Annotated in this window: 8 protein-coding genes; 4 read left to right on the top strand and 4 right to left on the bottom strand. The window is 70.6% G+C overall.

Going from position 1 to position 18076, the window contains the following annotated elements; genetic code table 11:
- From MNZ27_RS19885 to MNZ27_RS23740, 3 genes are all read right to left on the bottom strand, one after another.
- On the bottom strand, positions 1-427 hold a 427-nt coding region (locus MNZ27_RS19885), incomplete at its 3' end, for a helix-turn-helix domain-containing protein (RefSeq protein ID WP_332843129.1).
- A gap of 136 nt (positions 428-563) precedes the next feature.
- Positions 564-1100, bottom strand: a complete 537-nt coding sequence (locus tag MNZ27_RS19880; protein ID WP_242395830.1) for a hypothetical protein — start codon at positions 1098-1100, stop codon at positions 564-566.
- Between the two features lie 245 nt (positions 1101-1345).
- Positions 1346-1480, bottom strand: coding sequence for a hypothetical protein (locus tag MNZ27_RS23740; protein ID WP_277958149.1), 135 nt, complete (start codon positions 1478-1480; stop codon positions 1346-1348).
- Positions 1481-1705: 225 nt separating this feature from the next.
- On the opposite strand from MNZ27_RS23740, the gene MNZ27_RS19875 reads away from it, so the two are divergent.
- Positions 1706-2404 carry a hypothetical protein gene (locus MNZ27_RS19875; RefSeq protein ID WP_242395829.1) on the top strand — a complete coding sequence of 233 codons (699 nt, stop codon included), beginning with the start codon at positions 1706-1708 and terminating at the stop codon, positions 2402-2404.
- Positions 2405-2889: 485 nt separating this feature from the next.
- On the opposite strand, the gene MNZ27_RS19870 is transcribed toward MNZ27_RS19875, so the two are convergent.
- On the bottom strand, positions 2890-3552 hold the full coding sequence (locus tag MNZ27_RS19870) for a hypothetical protein (protein ID WP_242395827.1): 663 nt from the start codon (positions 3550-3552) through the stop codon (positions 2890-2892).
- A gap of 1421 nt (positions 3553-4973) precedes the next feature.
- Between MNZ27_RS19870 and MNZ27_RS19860 the strand changes: the two genes are divergently transcribed.
- From MNZ27_RS19860 to MNZ27_RS19850, 3 genes are read left to right on the top strand one after another with little or no spacing between them, the layout of a single operon-like run.
- A complete protein-coding gene (locus MNZ27_RS19860; protein ID WP_242395826.1) occupies positions 4974-6275 on the top strand; it encodes a hypothetical protein in 1302 nt (433 codons plus the stop codon).
- A gap of 13 nt (positions 6276-6288) precedes the next feature.
- Positions 6289-17223 (top strand): SpvB/TcaC N-terminal domain-containing protein, encoded by a 10935-nt coding sequence (locus MNZ27_RS19855; protein WP_242395824.1) that lies wholly within the window; start codon positions 6289-6291, stop codon positions 17221-17223.
- Between the two features lie 10 nt (positions 17224-17233).
- Positions 17234-17680: a hypothetical protein gene (locus MNZ27_RS19850; protein WP_242395822.1), complete on the top strand. Its 447-nt coding sequence runs from the start codon at positions 17234-17236 to the stop codon at positions 17678-17680.
- The last annotated feature ends 396 nt before the right edge of the window (positions 17681-18076 follow it).

Below are 18076 nucleotides of genomic sequence, written 5' to 3'. Positions count from 1 at the left end.
CGGCACCCGCCTCGAGCCGGCCATCGGCGACGAGCGTCCGCAGGATCAGCGGCACCGACGCCGAGCGGTGCTCGCGGCGAATCTCGAGGAGAAGGTCGCGCTGCTCGGCCGTGAGCTCCTGGGCGTGACCACGGTCGTTCCGCGGCGCGGGCCGAAGTGCGGCGAGGCCGCCGGCGCGGTAGGCGTAGTACCAGCGCTCAAGCGTCGGAACCGAGTACCGCCGCGTCTTGTCGATGCCGGGCGGGCGGAGCCGCTCCTGCGAGAGCACGCGGAGCGCCGCGCGCAGCTCGCCGTGGTCGAGCTGCCTGCGGGTGAGCGCGCCGACGATCTCACTGCGGAAGATCGCGATCGGTTCTGCATGGTCCTTCGGCGCGAGCGGGATCGTCTTGGGGATCGGCGGCGCCGCCGCCGGGGTGGACTCGTCCATTTCTGCTCCTCTGTGATCGCCTCGCCGGGAGTGGCGAGGACGAGCGAGGAGCAGTGCCCGGCGGCCGTGGCGCCGCGGAGGGATCCTCGATGGTGGGATCGCCTCCGCCCGCGCCACCGCCGCGATGGACCTCGGCCTACATGCTCGCCCCGAGGAACGCGGCCGACTCGAGGGCGAGCCCTCCGGGGCCGGGCGCGTAAGCCGCGAGCGTCGTCGCCGCGCGGGCCGCCACCTGGCGCAGGGGCGCATCGGCCGGGAGCTGCCGGACGATCGGGAAGAGCCGCCCGCCGCGGACCGCCCGCGACCACCGCCGGCGGCTCGCCCAGCCCGCCGCAGCGGTCGCGCCGACGATCCGGAGCGGGCTGATCCGGTGGCGGACGTCGCGCGGCGAGAGGTCGGCCACGCCGTAGAGGACGAGTGCCAGCGCGATCGCGCCAGCCGAGTAAAGGCGGCGTCGCACGAGACCGCGGGGGCCGACGACCACCACCGCCCCACAAGACCGGCACCGGTAACGCCGGAGCAGGATCGAGATCAGCGTCGACACCGCGCCCGGCTCGACCGGCCCCCACTGGTGCCGCTCGCGGAGGCCGTGGCCGTGCAGCCCCAGCGCCCCGCCGGCGGGACGGCTCGGTGCCTTGCAGGCCGGGCACCGTCCCGGGCGCACCTCGTCCACGGTCGGCGTCCGGGCCGTCCAAACCTTGACTGAACCGCCACCTGTACGAATCGAATCTCGCTCCGGTCGCCTGCGGACACAGGCCCCGGGGCACGGCGGGGGGGACACACGCTCCCCGCCACCCATTTCGAGGGCCGACGCCGCGCCGGTGCCCCCTCCTCAGCGCCGTCGATACCATCACCCAACGTGACTGCCAGTATTCGGCCTGAGCGATGGCCGTCGCCGTCGTGACGCGCCACTCTCCCTCACGCACCCTGCGCGAAATCGGGCGCTACGCCGTCATCCCGGGTGACAACATTGGTGAGCGGGCCCTCGGCGAGCGCGACGTCGGAAGAGAGGAGCCGCACCGACGGCGTCAACTCGGCCTTCGCGCCCTTCATCGGGCCCGAGAGAAGCTTGGCGTACGCCGCCTCGATCTCGGCGCGCCCGCGCTAGACGTCTCCGAACGCTCCGACGCGCACGCCGTCGTCGGCGAAGGCGGCGGCTGCGCCCTTCGCCCGCGCTCCAAGCAGCGAGGAAGAATTCTGGTGAGGACTCCTCGCCTTGCCATGTTTCGCTGCCGTACCCGTCTCCGGTGTCGTAGGATCCACGCACGGGACTCGTGCATGGCAATCTCTCGAAGGAAGAAGATCAGAGATCCGAAAGCCTGGGAGAAGATGGCGGCCTACTTCGCCTTCTTCGCTTTTCTCAAGGATGCTCCAACCGTTCTCAGGAGGCTGTGGCCCGCACCCTGGCGCTTCCAGGTCGTCAGGCGTCATCTTTTGGGGTGGGTGAACTCGGGCGACTTCTGGTGGTCGTGGCTGTTCGCCGGCATGACGGCCATCGTGCTCGTGCGGATCCTGTGGGCTTCGGAACCTTCGGACTCCAAGGAGTCGGTCAACGAGGACGTGTCTCGCGACACCAAGCTCCGCGAAACAATCGAGGCGACGTTCCGCCGTCACCGACTCATTCGAGTGGCCAGAAGTCTCGGTCTGGTTCTGATTCGCGAAAAGCTCCTGGACGGCTTGGGCGTCGGCATGTACGCGACGTTCCCGCGCCGGCAGTTCGCCACGCCTGAGCCAGCGCCTGACCGCTTCGACTACATCGACCGGATCACATTCACGGACGGCAGGGGGTTCGAGTACCAATACCCTCGCGGCTGGGGCCCCGTCGTCGTGCGTGAGCATCCCGCTGACTCGTCACAGTACGGCCCACCAAAGCCTCGAAAGCTGACTAGTCGCGAGCAGATGGTCTTGCTCATCGGGTCGAACTTCTATCCCTTTTGGCTGCTCCACCGTGTGTGGGCGTGGCTATTCCGACGATAAGTGCGGGGGCGAGGGGGGAATGCGTCGAGGGCGCGAGCCCTCAAGCTCCAAGCGGGACAGGGGTTCAGTGGTAGTGGTACCACTTCCGACCTCGACCGACCGATCCAGTCTGGAGGCTGGTTACGGAGGAGAACGCCCCGGCTATCCACTCTCCTTCCAGCAGATGGTTCTACGGGCGGGCCTCATGAACCTCTACTCGTCCGACCAGATCGATGACGAGATCGCGACCAAGATGGTCGAGGCCATGGAGGAGGTGGCCCGACCGCAGAACCTAAACTCGGCGGTTCTCCTGATCCTGGCTCACCAGTACGTCGATTCAGACCGGATGATGAGAGGGCTCAACACGACGTGCTGGGTGGCCAGGATGGTCGAGCGGGACAACATCGCGCCGTCGCCCAGAGAGCTGCATTCCGTACGTCAAGAAACGGTTCTTCGCCGAGTCGGCCTGAACCGTCTGTGCGGTGGCGCCCGAGGTGGTGCTCCACCTATAGCGCCTCGTACTGCTGGATAAGCTCCGTCAGCATCCGCTCGCTCTGCTCAAGCATCTGCGGCGCTTCCCGAACGGACTCGATGGAGCTTGCATGGAACGGCGTCCCGCTCTGCCGGATCTCGCGGATGACCTCGATGCCTTGCTTCGCGCGCTGCAACGCATCGGCGTGGCGTCCCATCATGCCGAGGATCACCGCCAGACCGCTGTAGCCCATGATCATGTTCCGGTCGAGGAGCACGGCGACTTCGAACGCCTCGGCTGCGAGCTTCCCGGCTTCGACCGCGCGGTCCACCTCCCTGTCGGAAGCTCGGCCTGCCTGCTTCAACGTCATCACCGCTTGTAACGCCGTAGAACCAACCTGCGACAGAATGCCAGCGATGATCGTGGCGTTCAGCGGTCCATGGCTGGGATCGAGCTTCTCGTAACGCTCAACCAGACGCTGCTGCATGGACGTGTGGACGAACACCTCGAAGACCAGCGGATCAGCGTCGAGCTTTGCGATTACGGCGTCGATTACTGCTGGGGGCACCTTGTGCCAGGGGCGCGTTCGTGTGAACCAGTCCTTTCGCTCAAGCGCGTTCGCGTTCTTGAAGAACGGTTTCGTCTTGTTCTCGTTCTCGATGCGATCGTCGCCGAACATCGAATTCCAGAACCCCATGTCCTCTCCCGTGTTCGCGCGAACGCACGACGGAGCGCATCGCGCTGCGTCGAGCCGCTAGGCCTTACTGCTTCACGAAGCGCACGAAGGTGGACGGCTGCACCGGAGCGCCAACGCGACTAAGCGTGTAGTTGCTTCGGAGGTACGTCTCGGTGCTGGTGACGCAGGCGCCGCTACCGTTCCTCGTAAAGAGCGCGTCCGCGGGCGCGATTTGTGAGCCGACCTCGTAGTACGCGGTGGCGTTCGTCACAGCATTGCAGACCGGAGCGTTCGTCACCGTCTCGGCGACATACCGTGGGGAACACCCAACGGACCAACGGAATGCGTCGTAAGCGACTCTGACTGTACAGCCCGAGTCAGCGTATAGACCGCTGATTAACGCGGTGTATGTGTACGTCGGAAGGCAGCGCCACTCGTTGTCGCTCGCCATTTGAACCGAGCATTCGACGTTCAGCGACGAATCTTGGAAGTTGTACGCATCTGGCGCGTAGCGCGACCCGTCAGCGCCCGTCCAGGTTGACTGAACGACCCGCAGACGGAAACCGGCGGTAAGTGGCGACCCGCCCGGAGTGCCCGGGGAGCCCGGATCGCCCTTCGGTCCCTGGGGCCCCATCGGGCCCTGCGGACCTGACGGTCCTTGCGGTCCCATCGGTCCGCCCGCTGGGCCGGGGTCACCCTTCGGTCCAGAGCACGCCAGACACACGGAAACGCCCGCCAGCCACGCTGCGCGCGCGATGTAGTGCATACGATCCCCCCTCGCTCTGCGCCATCTGCGTCAGCAGGGTGTACCACGCCGGAGTAATGTGACGGCGAGACTCCGCATCGCGGCCGATACGCGCGAAACAGTGCGGGTCCCCCAACTCAAGCCGGCGTCGAATCCGTCCCCCGGCAGCCCACCATTGTTGCCATTCGGGGCACGCGGAGCCACGTAAGCTGTCGAAATCAGGCTAACCAGGCGTTCACGGCAGCTGCGGAATCCGCCTCATAATCCCTAGGTCGGGAGTTCGATTCTCCCCCTCACCACCAGTCGTCCAGAGAGGCCGCCGCGAGGCGGCCTCTCTGCGTCTGGGGACGGGGGAGCCTGGAAGGGCCGCTCGTGCGAAGCGGGTCGTGCCGAGGCGAACGCCCCCCCCAAGCCGTGACGACTCGCGGGGCGCGCGAGCGGTGCCCAACCGTGTGACGCGCGGCGAAGACACGAGCGCGATCATCGGCGGTGCGCGGCGCGCGGCGGCCCGACCACGCACCGCGGCCGGATCCGCTCCCGGTGTGCGGCAAAATGTCCCGGGGCGGCGCCGTACCCAGGGTCGCATCCACCCATGGTGTCCTGGTTTTCCCTGGGTGAATCGTGACGTGTTACCCAAAGTGATTGACGACGCAGGGGCCGGGCTGGCAGGGTCCCCCCTCCAGAGGAGGGGACCTGAATGGACTCGCGTTCCGGACGCGCGCGCCGCGCCCGTGCCGTCGCCGGCGTCGCCGCGCTGCTCGTCGTCGCGTGCGGTGGAGGAGGGGGGCCGGTCTACACCGCGAGCGGGGTCATCGGCTCGTACACGGACGGCTCCGGCCGCGTCGGGATCGCGGTGGTGGCCACGCTCCACGACACCACCGGCGCCGGGCCCACGTCCCCCTGGGCCGTCACGCTCTCCGACGAGAACGGCGCCATCGCCACGGGGACCTACGACGTCCCGGCCGACGCGTCCTACGCCGCGTGGTGGTGGCCCGAGGCGGCCCTCCGGAGCGGCGCGCGGTATGCCCTCGCCTTCAGCGACGGCGACCGCACGGTGCGCGCGCCCCTCGAGCTCGCCACCCTCTCACCGCTCGCGCTCCCGGCGCCCACCCTGGACGCCGCCGCGGGGCGCATCGACTGGCCGGGGGTGCCGGAGGCCGCCGCGTACGCGTGCCGCGTCTACTCCGAGGGCGTGCTCGCGCTGGCGGTGGACGGGCCGGAGACGACCTGCGACGTCTCCTCGCTCCCGCCCGGCGCCTACGCGGCGTCGATCCTGGCCCTGCGCGCGCCGCTCGCGGCGCTCGCGACGGATGGCGGGGCTCGCTCGCTGCCGCCCCGCTTCGACGTCTCCGAGTCGCGCCTCTCCTTCGTGCGGCCGGTCGCCGGCGACGCGGCAGTGGTGGCCCGCGCGGCGGGCGGCGCCTTCGACTTCGGCACCTCCTCGCCGGGGCTCGCGCTCTGGCTCTCCATCGGCGCGCCGGACGGCACCCCCACGCCGCTCGAGTGGCAGGTCGCGGTCACCGGGCCCCAGCTCACCGCGGACCGCCCGCTGACGTTCACGTACCACGCGAGCTTCCCCCGCGAGATGGTGTGGTCCTACGACATCCCGGCCACCGCCGGCACGTACGGGCTCACGGCCACCTCGGGCACGCTCGCGCTCCAGGCCTCCTTCACGGTGGGCTCCGCCGAGCCGCTCCCGTACCCGCTCGACGCCGTGGCGACGGCCGGCGCCCAGGGCGCGGCCTCGGTGACGTGGGGGGTCGTCCCCGGCGCCCGGGCGTACCTGGCGGAGGTCTGGGACTCGCAGTCGAGCCAGTTCGTCACGAGCGCGTGGGTCGCCGCACCGCCCGCGCCCTTCCCGGCGGGCACCTTCACCGCTGGGCGCACGTACACGGTCTACGTGTCCGCCACCGACGCCGACATGCTGGGCGGCGCGGTCCCGAGCCAGGTCTCCGTCTCGCAGTACCCGTACCTCCCGGGCAGCTTCGTCGCCCTGTAGCCGAGGTCTCGCCATGTCTCGTCCCTCTCGCGCCCCTCTCGCCGCGCTCGTCGTCGCCGCGGCCCTGTCCGCCTGCAGCAGGTCGTCCACCTCGCCGGGAGGCGTCGAGGTGCGCCTCACGCCCGTCGAGGTCTCCGCGACCGGCGTGGACGCCGCGGCGCTCCTCGATCGCGACACCGCCACCGGCGCCGACCTCGCCGCGCCGGCCAGCGTGTTCGTGAAGCTGCGCCGATCGGTGGTGGTGACCGCGGTCCGCGTCCACGGTCAGGCGGTCACCGTCTCGGCGCCGGGCGTCGAGGCGGTCCCGCCGGCGGCGTCGCCGGGCTGGCTCTCGGCGCCGCGCACCGGCGGCGGCGTGGACGGGCTCGAGCTCGCGCTCACCCCGTCGGGCGCGGGCGCCCGCGTGGACGAGATCGAGATCTGGGGGGTGGACACCTCGCGGCGCCTGCGCGATCCCGCGGCCCTCGCCGAGGCGTCGCGCGGGGGCTCCCTCGCGGGCGAGGGGGCGGCGGTGGTGATGGCGGACACCTCCGCCGGCCGGCTCGTGCCGAAGGGCTCCGCGTCCGGCGACGACTGCCTGCGGACGCGGGTCCGGGCGGGGATGCAGGTCCGCGGGGCGCGGCGCGCCTACCTCGCCTTCGAGGCGGACGTGCCCCGCGCCACGTCGCTCGCGATCTCGCTCGGCGGCGCGGCGCCGCGCGCGGCGCTCTGGGTGGGGAACGTCGCGACCGCGCGGACCGTGTTCGAGGAGCTCGACCCCGAGCGGCTCACCGGCGACGACGCGCTCCTCGTCTGCCTCCCGATGGAGGCGACGAGCGCGGTGGACGTCACCGGGCTGCGGCTCGTGCTCGACCTGGACGACGGCCACGACGGCTTCGATCGCGAGGCCGAGCTGCTCCTCGGCGTCGCGGGCGACCGCGATCCGCAGACCTCGGCGGCGCTCCCCGCGACGCGCAGCGCCCTCGGCCTCGACCGCGCGGTGGCCGTCGAGGACGCGGCGCTGACGCTCGCGGCCCCGGCGCGGCTCGGGAGCGTCGAGGCCCGGGAGGCGGGCGGCTGGACCCAGCTCGGCGCGCTGGACGCGGTGGCCGGCACCAACGCGCTGCCGCTGGCGGGCCGCACCACGTCCGCGATCGCGCTCACGTTCGGCGGCGGGCGGCCTGATGCGCCGGGCGCGGCGGTCGGCGAGCTGTCCGTCACCGGCAGCGGCGTGGGCGGCCGCGTGGGCGCGAACCACCTCGTGGTGGCGTACCCGCGCCTGGAGCGGCGCCGCGGTCAGCTCGTCGGCGAGCGCTTCGGCGACCGCGCCCTGGTGATCGGGTGGGCGGAGTCCCCGGCCGGCCCGGGCGTCGTGGAGGTGGACGGCGCGGCGGTGTCGTCGGACGGCGCGTTCTCCGAGGCGCTGCGGCGGCCCGCGGGCGCGACCGCCCCCTGGGTAGTCACCCTGAAGGCCCGCTTCCCGGACGGCGAGGAGCTCGTCCGGACCATCCAGCTCGAGGACGACCGGACGGCGGAGCTGCGCGCCGGGGACCTCGTCGGCGGCGGCCTCGCCGGCGCGACCGACGCGCGCTTCGGCGCGGAGGACCAGACCCGCTGGGGCGAGCTCTCCCCCGCGGGCGGCAAGATCGGGCTCGGCAGCGACGTGTACATCGAGGCGCCCGCCGGCGCGGTGGGCGCCGCGACGAAGATCGGCATCGCGCGCAAGGGGCCCGAGGTGATGCCCGCGCTCGACGCGGGAATGGTGAACGTGAGCGCGCCCGCGCACTTCGCCTACCGGTTCCTCCCCGCCGGACAGAAGTTCGCGAAGGCGGTGAAGGTCGTCCTGCCCTACGACCCCGACCTCCTCCCGGAGGGCATGGCCCCGGAGGAGATCCAGACCTACTACTACGACACCACGGAGCGCCACTGGCGCACGCTCACGCGCCTCGAGGTCCGCCGCGCGAGCCGGCAGGTCGTCAGCGAGACCGATCACTTCACGTTCATGATCAACGCGGTCCTGGTGATGCCGGATCACCCGGGGCCGGTGTCGTTCGATCCGACCTCGATCAAGGACCTCAAGGCGGCCGATCCCTCGTCCGGCATCGACCTCGTGGAGCCGCCGCAGCCCGGCGCGACCGGGGCGGCGCAGGTGGCGTTCCCGCTCCGGCTGCCGAAGGCGCGCGGCGCCTACCAGCCGCAGCTCGCGCTCTCCTACGACTCCGAGGCGGGGAGCGGCTGGGTCGGCGTGGGGTGGGACCTCCGGGTCTCGTCGGTCTCGATCGACACGCGCTACGGCGTCCCGGTGTACGACCGCGAGGAGCGGTACCTCCTCGACGGCGACGCCCTCGTCCCGCTCGTCGGCAGCGTCGAGTGCGTGGACGGGTCGGCCGGGCGCGCCTACCAGGCGCGCGTGGAGGGCGCCTTCCGCCGGATCGTCCGCTGCGGCGCGGACACGACGTCGTACTGGTGGGAGGTCACCGACAAGGGCGGGACGCTGTACGTGTACGGCCGGCACGAGAACGCGCGGCTCACCAGCTACCTCCCGCGCGTCGGCGACGCCGCCGGGGCGGCGGGCCCGCGCTTCGACATCGGCCAGTGGTTCCTCGAGCGCGTGGTGGACGGGAACGGCAACCTCGCGCACTACGCCTACCAGCACGACGATCGCAGCCAGGTGGGCGCGGCCGCGGGCCCGTTCGTCGAGGACTTCCGGCAGGTCTACCTCTCCGACGTCCACTACAGCGGCAAGGCGCGGCGCACCGGCCTGGGCGCCCTCGAGGACGTCGCCGACATCGGCAAGTACCACGTCCAGCTCCGCCACCGCGCGGGCACCCTCCGGCGCGACGTGCTCACCTCCGGCCGGCTCGGCTTCAAGACGATGACCCGGCACCTCCTCGGCGCCGTGGCGGTCGATCTGGACGGGGCGCCCATCCGGTCGTACGAGCTCGCGTACGAGTACGGCGACTTCGGGAAGAGCCGGCTCGTGAGCGTCGAGACGCGCGGCGCGGACGGGAAGAAGTTCCACGTGCACCGGTTCCGCTGGACCGATCGGGACCCGATCGATCCGGACAGCGCGTCGCTGCCGGCGATCGACGCGTTCAAGGCGGTGCAGGCCTGGCGAGGCGACTCGCGCGACGAGCTCGCGATGACCTCGTCACACGACGTGGGGGCCGGCGTCCACTTCTTCGGCGGGCTCGGCCGCGGGCCCTCGAAGGAGGAGGGCACCATCGGCGTCGCGGGGGGCGTGAGCATCCGGCGCAGCAAGACGGACGCCACCTTCCTCGACGTGAACGGCGACGGGCTCCCGGACCGGCTCGAGAAGGACCGCGCCTACCTGAACGACCTCGCGTCGAGCGAGCACCCGGAGAACCGCCTCTCGCTGGTGCGGCCGAAGCGCGATCCGTACTCCCAGAGCGGCGACATCTGGGCCCCGGGCACCCTCGGGAGCGAGCAGAGCCAGGTCGTGGACCTCTCGGTCCAGATGATGGGCTTCGGCCTGGAGGCCAACTTCGGCGGCAGCTACACGGTCACGGACTCCTCGGAGCTCGTGACCGACGCGAACGGGGACGGGATCCCGGACCTGCTCGTCGGCGGCAAGGTCCTGTACGGACAGGCGCGGTGCCAGACGGCGCCGTGCTTCGCGCCGGGGATCGCTGAGCCGGCGTACCAGAAGCCGGCCGAGACGCCGGCCGAGATCGCGGACGACCCCACCGTGGCGGGCGCCAGGAAGCTCGCCGAGGAGGCGCGCGCGCTCGAGGACGTGGTCCTCGAGTGGGAGGCGCCGCGCCCCGGGCTGGTCCAGGTGAGCGGCGCGCTCGTGTTCACGCGCGACGTCGCCGCCGGGCGCGGTGACGGCGTGCGGCTGCGGGTCTACCGCGCCGCCTCGCCCGCGTTCGAGGAGCTGCCGGTCGAGATCTTCGGCGAGAACCGGCTCGGGGTGGAGCTGCTCGGCGAGTACTCGAAGCAGCCCGGCGATCAGAGCGCCACGCAGGTGGCGGAGACCGTGGACGTGCAGCAGGGCGACGTCCTCTACTTCGTGCTCTCGACCGTGAAGGACTTCGCGGTGGACGGCACGGCCCAGGCGCCGTACTCGCTCGAGGAGGTGGGGGTCGTCCCCACGATCGAGTACGTGCTCGAGGATCCGGCGAAGCTCGAGCCGACCGGCGCGGTGGCGCGCCGCTTCGACGCGGCCGAGGATCTCCGCGTGGCGGGCGAGCCCGAGCTCGCCGTCCACGTCGCGCGCACGGGGAAGGTGCGGCTCCACCAGGAGCTCGTGAAGCTCCGCTCGGCGGACGACGTGGAGCTCTGCGTCCAGTACTTCCCGCCGGGCGTGTACCAGCCGGGCCCGGCGTTCTGCGGCGGGACGGCCGATCCGTACCAGAAGCTGCACGAGACGCTCGCGAGCACGAGCACCGAGCCACCGGCGCTGCCGGACCAGGAGCTCGACGTGCAGGCGGGGGGGACCCTCCTGTTCCGGGAGCGGTCGGACCTCTCGATCGACCCGGACACGGTGCGCTGGTCGGTGTCGGGCGTGATGTCCTGCGTCACGGTGGGCGGCGCGTGCGTCGCGCCCACCCCGACCGAGGTGGACTACCTCGCGTTCCGGGCGCAGCCGTACCTCCCCATCCACCGCGTGCTGGTGGAGAAGGTGCGCGAGCTGCCGGTCCAGCCGCCGCCGCCGCCGGAGGATCCGCTCGGCGTCGCGACGAAGAAGCTCACTGGCGACTGGTGGACGCTCGACGAGCCGGTCCGGGACCAGTTCGTCGCCCCGGCGGACGGGACGATCGAGCTCACCGCCTCCGGCGAGATCCCGCTCGACGCGATGACCCGCGAGCCCCCGACCCACTCGCAGGTGACGTTCGCCGTGCGCGGCCCGGGTCGCCTGTACGGCAAGTGGCACGAGACGTTCAAGGAATCCCTGGGGAAGTTCGCCGTGAAGAAGGGGGACGCGATCTTCGTCGAGGCGCACGCCGAGGATCCGGTCCGCCACGGCGCGGAGGCGCGGGTGAGCGGCACGTTCACCGCGACGAACGCCACGAACGGCCAGACCACGCTGCCCATCTCGCTGGGCGCCTTGCTCACCACGTGCCGGCGCCACGACAGCTTCGATTACGGGAACGCCCCCGTCCTGTCCGGCGGGTACCGCGGCTGGCGGTACGGGGTGTGGATGGGCAAGGCCGACGACGCGTTCCAGCCGTGGGTCTACCGCACCCCCAAGGAGAACGACGACTGGGACGCGCCGAAGGACGAGCTCCGCAAGAGGGAGCGGCAGCGCTTCGCCGATCCGGCGAGCGCGGAGCGGCGGCGCGCCCGGCTCGCCTCGGTGCTGGTGCCGAAGCCCGACGGGACGTACCTCGGGCCGGAGCAGCCGGGGCTGCTCCCAGGCGTGCCCGCCTACGTGAGTCTCGGCGGCGGCACCTACGTGTCGGCGGGCGGCATGAGCGCCGGCCGGCGCGGGGGCGCCCTCACCACGGGCGGCGACGATCCGTTGCTCGTGCCCGCCGACTTCGCGGTGGGCGACACCGGCCGCACCTCGCTCGCCCACAACACCATGTTCGGCGTGACCTTCGGCCTGGCCTCGGTCCAGGTCGGTACGGGGATGTCGCAGCAGAAGCAGGACCTGCTCGACCTGAACGGCGACCGGATCCCGGACGTCGTGGTGGCGGGCGAGCTGCCGGACGACCTCGACACGATGGGCGCGGGCGGGATCGCGGGCTACCTCGGCGCGGACCGGAGCGGCTCGGTGCGGGTGACGAACCCGGCGACCCTCACGCCCCGCGACCAGATCGTCTCGGTCCCGGTCATCCCGCGCCTCAACACCGACGTCTCCGGTCAGGCCGGCCTGGGAATCTCCGAGGCGATCAAGATGATCACCTCGAAGCTCCGGGTCACGAGCGTGAACGGCCGCCTCCCGAACCTCGGCATCACCGGCGGCGTGGGCGTGGGGATGAACGTCTCCACGACCGTCGAGGACCTGGTGGACGTGAATGGCGACGGGCTCCCGGATGCCGTCCGCAGGGGCTCCGACGGCTGCGACGGGTTCCTGGTGCGGCTCAACCTCGGCACCTCCTTCGCGCGCGGGTGGGACTGCATCGCGACGAGCGGGTGGGGGCCGAGCAGTCCGCTCTCCGGCCTCGCCGGCCAGCTCCACCCGTCCGGAGTCGAGAACCCCGACTCCGATCCGGACATCGGGAACGCGGTGGGTCGCGCCGACGACGTGGTGAAGCTGGCGCAGGACCCGGGGATGCTCCGCCAGGTCTCCACCGTCACGTTCCAGTCGTCGGGAACGGCCACCGGTGCCATCGACAAGAACGAGCAGCTCGGCGTCTCGATCAGCTCGGAGTCTAGCCTCTCGGCGACGGACGTCGTGCTCGCCGACGTGACCGGCGACGGGCTGCCGGACTTCGTGGCGCGCCGCGCCGACGGCGGCGACTTCCTCGTGATGGTGAACCTCGGGTACGGGTTCACGCGGCCGCAGCGCTGGCACGCCCCCGCCTGGCCGGCGGACGAGCTGCGCAAGCCGCACTTCGACGTGACCGGGGCGGACGTGGCGACCGTGCTCGGCGCCGCGACCAAGACGCTGCTCGCCTCCGGCGGCATCGATCCGGTCGAGGCGACCGGGACGCACGGCGAGCTCCCCTCGGTGGGCTTCGTCTTCACGATCTCGATCCCCTTCCCGCCGCCCCCGCCCTGGCTCCACCTGAGCTTCGGGTTCAACGCGACGCCGCGCCGGACCTCCGGGTTCGAGCTGGGCATGCAGGACATCGACGGCGACGGGTTCGCCGATCACGTCCTCAAGACCGACGACAACGACTACTTCGCGGCGCGGGTGAACCAGCTCGCCGGCGGGAACCTGCTCCGCCGCGTCGAGCGGCCGCTCGGCGGCAGCTTCGACGTCGAGTACGCCCGCGCGGGGAACACGGTGGACCTGCCCGGCAACCGCTGGGTGGTCTCGAAGGTGACGGTCCACGACGGGTTCGAGACCGGCCCCGGCCACGACCTCACCACGGCGTACGAGTTCGTCGAGGGGCAGTGGGACCGGCTCGAGCGCGAGTTCCGCGGCTTCCGCCAGGTGAAGCGCACGAACCCCGACGGCACGCGGCTCGACCAGATCTTCCGCGTCTCGAGCTTCCGCGAGAAGGCGCTGCTCGAGGCCGAGACGCTGTACGACGCGCAGGGGCGCCGGTTCGTCGAGACGGTGAACGAGTACCACGACCCGCGCCTCATGGCCGCGGCGGACCCTGCGTGCGTGGAGCGCACGCCCCGGAACCTTTACGACCCGGACTCCCTCTACTGCCGCCCGTCGTTCGTCGGGCTGCGCTCGGTCACGAAGTCCAGCTACGAGGGGGGCGACGGCCCGCCGGTCCGCTCGCGCCAGACCTTCGACTACGATGATCTCGGGAACGTGACGTCGTTCAAGGACGACGGCGACCTCGCCGACCCCGACGACGAGCTGCACGCCACGGTGGCGTACGGCCCCAAGGAGGCGGCGGCGATCCACTGCACCGGCGCGCCGACCGAGATCGTCGTGAAGGGGAAGGGCGGGGCGGTGCTGCGCCACCGGAAGAGCCTCTACGACGCGCGCTGCAACATGACGCAGCTCTCGTCGCTCGTGGACGGCAGCGCGTGGTCGACCTCGGACCTCGAGTGGTACGACGACGGGAAGCCGTGGGACGGCAACCTCAAGGCGGTCGTCGCGCCGCCCAACCACCGCAACCAGCGCTACCGCATCGACTATGAGTACGACGACACGGTCGCGACCTACGTGGTCCGGACCGTGGACTCGCACGGCTACGTCTCCGAGGCGGGCTACGACTTCCGCTTCGGCGAGCCGACGCTCACCCGCGACGTGAACCGCAACGAGACGCTCCGCGCCTTCGACGCCTTCGGGCGGCTCGAGCGGCTCGCCGCGCCCGGCGCCACCCTCGCGGTGCCCACGGTGGCGATCTCCTACCAGCCTGGTGCGCGGGTCCCGTACGCGCTCACCATGAACCGGCTCCCCACCGGCGCCACGCTCGACACCGTGGTCGCGATGGACGGTCTCGGGCGCGTGGTTCAGACGAAGAAGACGGCCGAGGTCTGGACGGGCTCCGGGGAGAGCACCACGGTCGGCTGGTCGGTGACCGGTCACCAGGTGCTCGACGTGATGGGGCGGGTGGCGGCGCAGGGGCAGACGTTCTTCCAGGCGAGCCTCGACCCGGCGTTCGCGCCGGGGACGCCGCGGAACGCCACCCGGCTCTGGTACGACGCGCTCGGCCGCACGGTGCGGACCGAGGAGCCGAACGGCGCGGTGTCCACGCTGGCGTACGACCTCGCCGCGCCGCAGGGATCGTCGATCCGGCGGCTGCGGACGACGGCGACGGACGCGATGGCGAAGGTGAACGCGGTCTACAAGGACGCGCTCGGGAAGACCGTCGCGGTGGAGGAGCACATCGAGGGGCGGACGCCGACGACGACGTACGCGTACGACCCGGTGGGCCAGCTCACGGACGTGGTGGACGCGGCGGGGAACCGGACGCAGGTGCGGTACGACCTGCTGGGGAGGAGGACGCGCCTCGACAACCGGGACGCGGGGCTGGTCGAGCTCTTCTACGACCTGGCCGGGAACCTGACGAGGAAGGTGGACGCCAACCTGAGATCGCAGGGGAAGTCCATCGAGTACGTGTACGACTTCGAGCGGCCGGCGGAGGTGCACTACCCGGAGTCACGCCGCAACGTGGTGTACGCGTACGGTCCTCCCGGCGCCGCCGAGAACGGCGCGGCGCGCATCGTCCGGGTGACGGACGAGGTGGGCGCGGAGGAGCGCGGCTACGACGCGCTCGGGAACGTGGTGCGGACGCGGCGGACGATCAACCCGCTCCGGCCGAGCGACCGGATCCGGATGTTCGAGACCCGGTTCGACTTCGACGTCTACGGCCGGATGAGGTCGATGGTGTACCCGGACGGCGAGGTGCTGAAGTACGCGTACGATCGGGGCGGGCTGGTGCAGGCGGCGCATGGGGAGCGACCGGCGACGCGGCACGACGCGGCGCAGGCGGAGACGTACCTCGCGAAGCTGCTGTACGACGAGTTCGGGCAGCGGGTGCACCAGCGGGTAGGGAACGGGGTGGTGACGCGGTACGCGTACGAGCCGCTGACGCGGCGGCTGTCGAGCGTGTACACGCAGAAGCCGGGGGAGCGGCTGCTGCAGGACCTCCACTACGCGTACGACCTCGTGGGAAACGTGCTCACGCTGCGGAACGCGCTGGGAGAGGCGGATCCGTCGCACGCGGGAGAGGTGACGACGTCGTACCAGTACGACGATCTGCACCGGCTGGTGTGGGCGCACGGGGAGGCGAAGTCTCGGCCCGGGACGCTAGACACGTTCACGTCGGCGTTCAAGTACTCGGACATCCACGCGATGACGTCGAACGTGCAGGTGCACCAGGTGCTGCACGGGCCGACGGGGGGCGGGGAGTATCCGCCGCAGACGAACCACGCGTTCAATTACGAGTATCGCGGAGCTGGGCCGCACCAGGCGACGCGGATCGGGGACACGTCGCTGGTGTACGACGGGAACGGGAACACGGTGCGCGAGTGCCGGGACCCGGCGGACGCGACGTGCACCGAGCGGCCGGCGCACCTGAGGCGGCTGTACTGGACGGAGGAGAACCGGCTCGACGCGGTGATCGACGGCGGCGGGCGGCACGTGACGAAGTTCCTGTACGACGCGGCCGGGGAGCGGATCGCGAAGCTGGGCCGGGGTGGCGAGTCGATCACCGTCGGGCAGTTCTGGTCGGTGAAGGGGCGTCGTGCGGCGATGAAGCACGTGTTCGTCGGGACGGCGCGGGTGGCGTCGAAGCTGATGCCGCCGCCGGGCTGGGACGACGTGCCGCGTGGGACGGTGGACTCGACGGAGCCGGGGACGACCCCGACGACGGTCAACAACGACAGCGGGTGCGACCCGTCGTACTACCAGCCGCAGAAGTGCGCGTACCTGCCGGGCGGCGATCCGGTGCTGAACGACTACTACGCGGACGCGAAGGTGCGGCCGGAGACGTACTACTACCACCCGGATCACCTGGGTTCGACGAGCTGGGTGACGGACCAGAACGCGCGGGTGCACGAGCGGGTGGAGTACTTCCCGTACGGCGAGGTGTGGAGGGACACGCGGAGCGACGTCGGCGCGTCGCCGGTGAAGGGGCAGAGGTTCCTGTTCACCGGGAAGGAGATCGACGAGGAGACCGGGCTGTATTACTTCGGGGCGAGGTACTACGACCCTAATCGTGTCCGTTGGATGAGCGGAGACCCCGTTCTAGGGGACGTGCTCGCCTCCGCTCGCGAGTTGCAACGCCTCCCGGAGAAACTCTCGCTATACGCTTACGCGGCGCTCAATCCTTTGAAGCTCATCGATCCCGATGGGAGGGACGAACAACCAAGTGACGGAGCAGTCCGGGTGTCGCTTCGGTCGTGCAGTGACTGTCACGCCGGGACCCCGCAAGCGGAGGCGCTGAAGGCGTTCGCGTACAGGGGGCACGAAAACGAGATCGTATCTTGGCAAATCGCGATCTCGGTGTTGGAAGCCGGCCCCATGATGCTTCGTGCGGGCTGGCGAGCGGTCAAGTCTTCATTTGCGGCGCTCAGGGCGACCAAAGCGAGCCAGCGCTCCGTTGCCTTTCGCTACGTGTCCGAAGGGGAGGCTACCTATATTAAGAACTCGGGAACTGTTCCGAACGTGACCAGAAGCGGTCAGCCGAAGCAGGTCTATCTATCTCCGGAAGACTATGGTTCCGTTCCGGAAGCAGAGGCCGCCCTCCGCATCGGACGGTTGGATCCGCGCGGACCGCAGCCGTCACCGTCGCACAAGGTGACTGTCGATGTCACGAAAACCCGATTCAACTATGCTGGGAACGTCGAAGGTGGCACTGGGATCGAAATGACTACTAGCGAGGCGCTCCCAGCGCTTAGGGTCGAGCCGCTCGCATCTCACTGATGGAGCATCAATGTTTCCGAACGAGATTGTCGTCGTAGTGAAACGGAACGGTATTCCGGTCCCGGGGATGTTCGTCCTGTGCACCCTTCGCTCCACGCGCAAGAACGATTTCAAGCTCGTCTTCGGTCCGACCGACTCTGCCGGGCGTCTGAGGGTGTCGCGCGAGGATCTGCTGCGCGAGGGCGGAAACGAGAAACGGCTCTTTCCGATGGACTACGGCGACGTGGAGGCTGACTTCAGTGGTGAGCTGAAGGTCACGCCCATGAACCGTGAGGCACTCTCGCGGGCGCTTACGGCGTACTCGATGTTCAATAACGTGAGTCCCTATCCGGCCGGATACGAGGAGAACGTGCGGCGCGCGCGCGACGCGCTTGAGCACGAGAATGGGGTGCTGGTCGTGGAGACCAGCACTTCCGACGCGACCGTTAAGGTTCTGTGTGTGTCTGTCCCGGCGTGAACCTTCGCCGGGCGCCGGGATCCCCGACCCAGAGTAATGCCGTCGTCCGAATGACGCAGCACCGGGTATGTCGCAAGCGCAAGTGCCCAATTAGCGGGGACATCCGATCGACGGCGATGACGCGCGCGACGGCGAGGTGCTGAAGTACGCGTGCGACCGGGGCGGGCTGGTGCAGGCGGCGCACGGGGAGCGACCTGCGACGCGGCACGACGCGGCGCAGGCGGAGACGTACCTCGCGAAGCTGCTGTACGACGAGTTCGGGCAGCGGGCTGAGCCATCCCCTCAAATGAGGCCGAACACTTCACGGAACGTGGCCTGCTGACGAACCAGTTCGTCGAACTTCTGCATCAGCGGCCGCGCTCGCTCCTCGCGCATGCCGGGCAGGCAGTCGAAGTA

It is taken from the genome of Anaeromyxobacter oryzisoli (assembly GCF_022690765.1).
In the GTDB taxonomy this organism is placed as follows: domain Bacteria; phylum Myxococcota; class Myxococcia; order Myxococcales; family Anaeromyxobacteraceae; genus Anaeromyxobacter; species Anaeromyxobacter oryzisoli.
The sequence above is the reverse complement of the archived record's forward strand: the minus strand, read 5'-3'. Positions and strand labels throughout refer to the sequence as shown.

Coding starts and splice junctions, on each gene's coding strand:
- MNZ27_RS23740 (WP_277958149.1), bottom strand. CDS start 1,480: ATGAAGGGCGCGAAGGCCGAGTTGACGCCGTCGGTGCGGCTCCTCTCT.
- MNZ27_RS19860 (WP_242395826.1), top strand. CDS start 4,974: ATGGACTCGCGTTCCGGACGCGCGCGCCGCGCCCGTGCCGTCGCCGGC.
- MNZ27_RS19850 (WP_242395822.1), top strand. CDS start 17,234: ATGTTTCCGAACGAGATTGTCGTCGTAGTGAAACGGAACGGTATTCCG.
- MNZ27_RS19875 (WP_242395829.1), top strand. CDS start 1,706: ATGGCAATCTCTCGAAGGAAGAAGATCAGAGATCCGAAAGCCTGGGAG.
- MNZ27_RS19855 (WP_242395824.1), top strand. CDS start 6,289: ATGTCTCGTCCCTCTCGCGCCCCTCTCGCCGCGCTCGTCGTCGCCGCG.
- MNZ27_RS19870 (WP_242395827.1), bottom strand. CDS start 3,552: ATGGGGTTCTGGAATTCGATGTTCGGCGACGATCGCATCGAGAACGAG.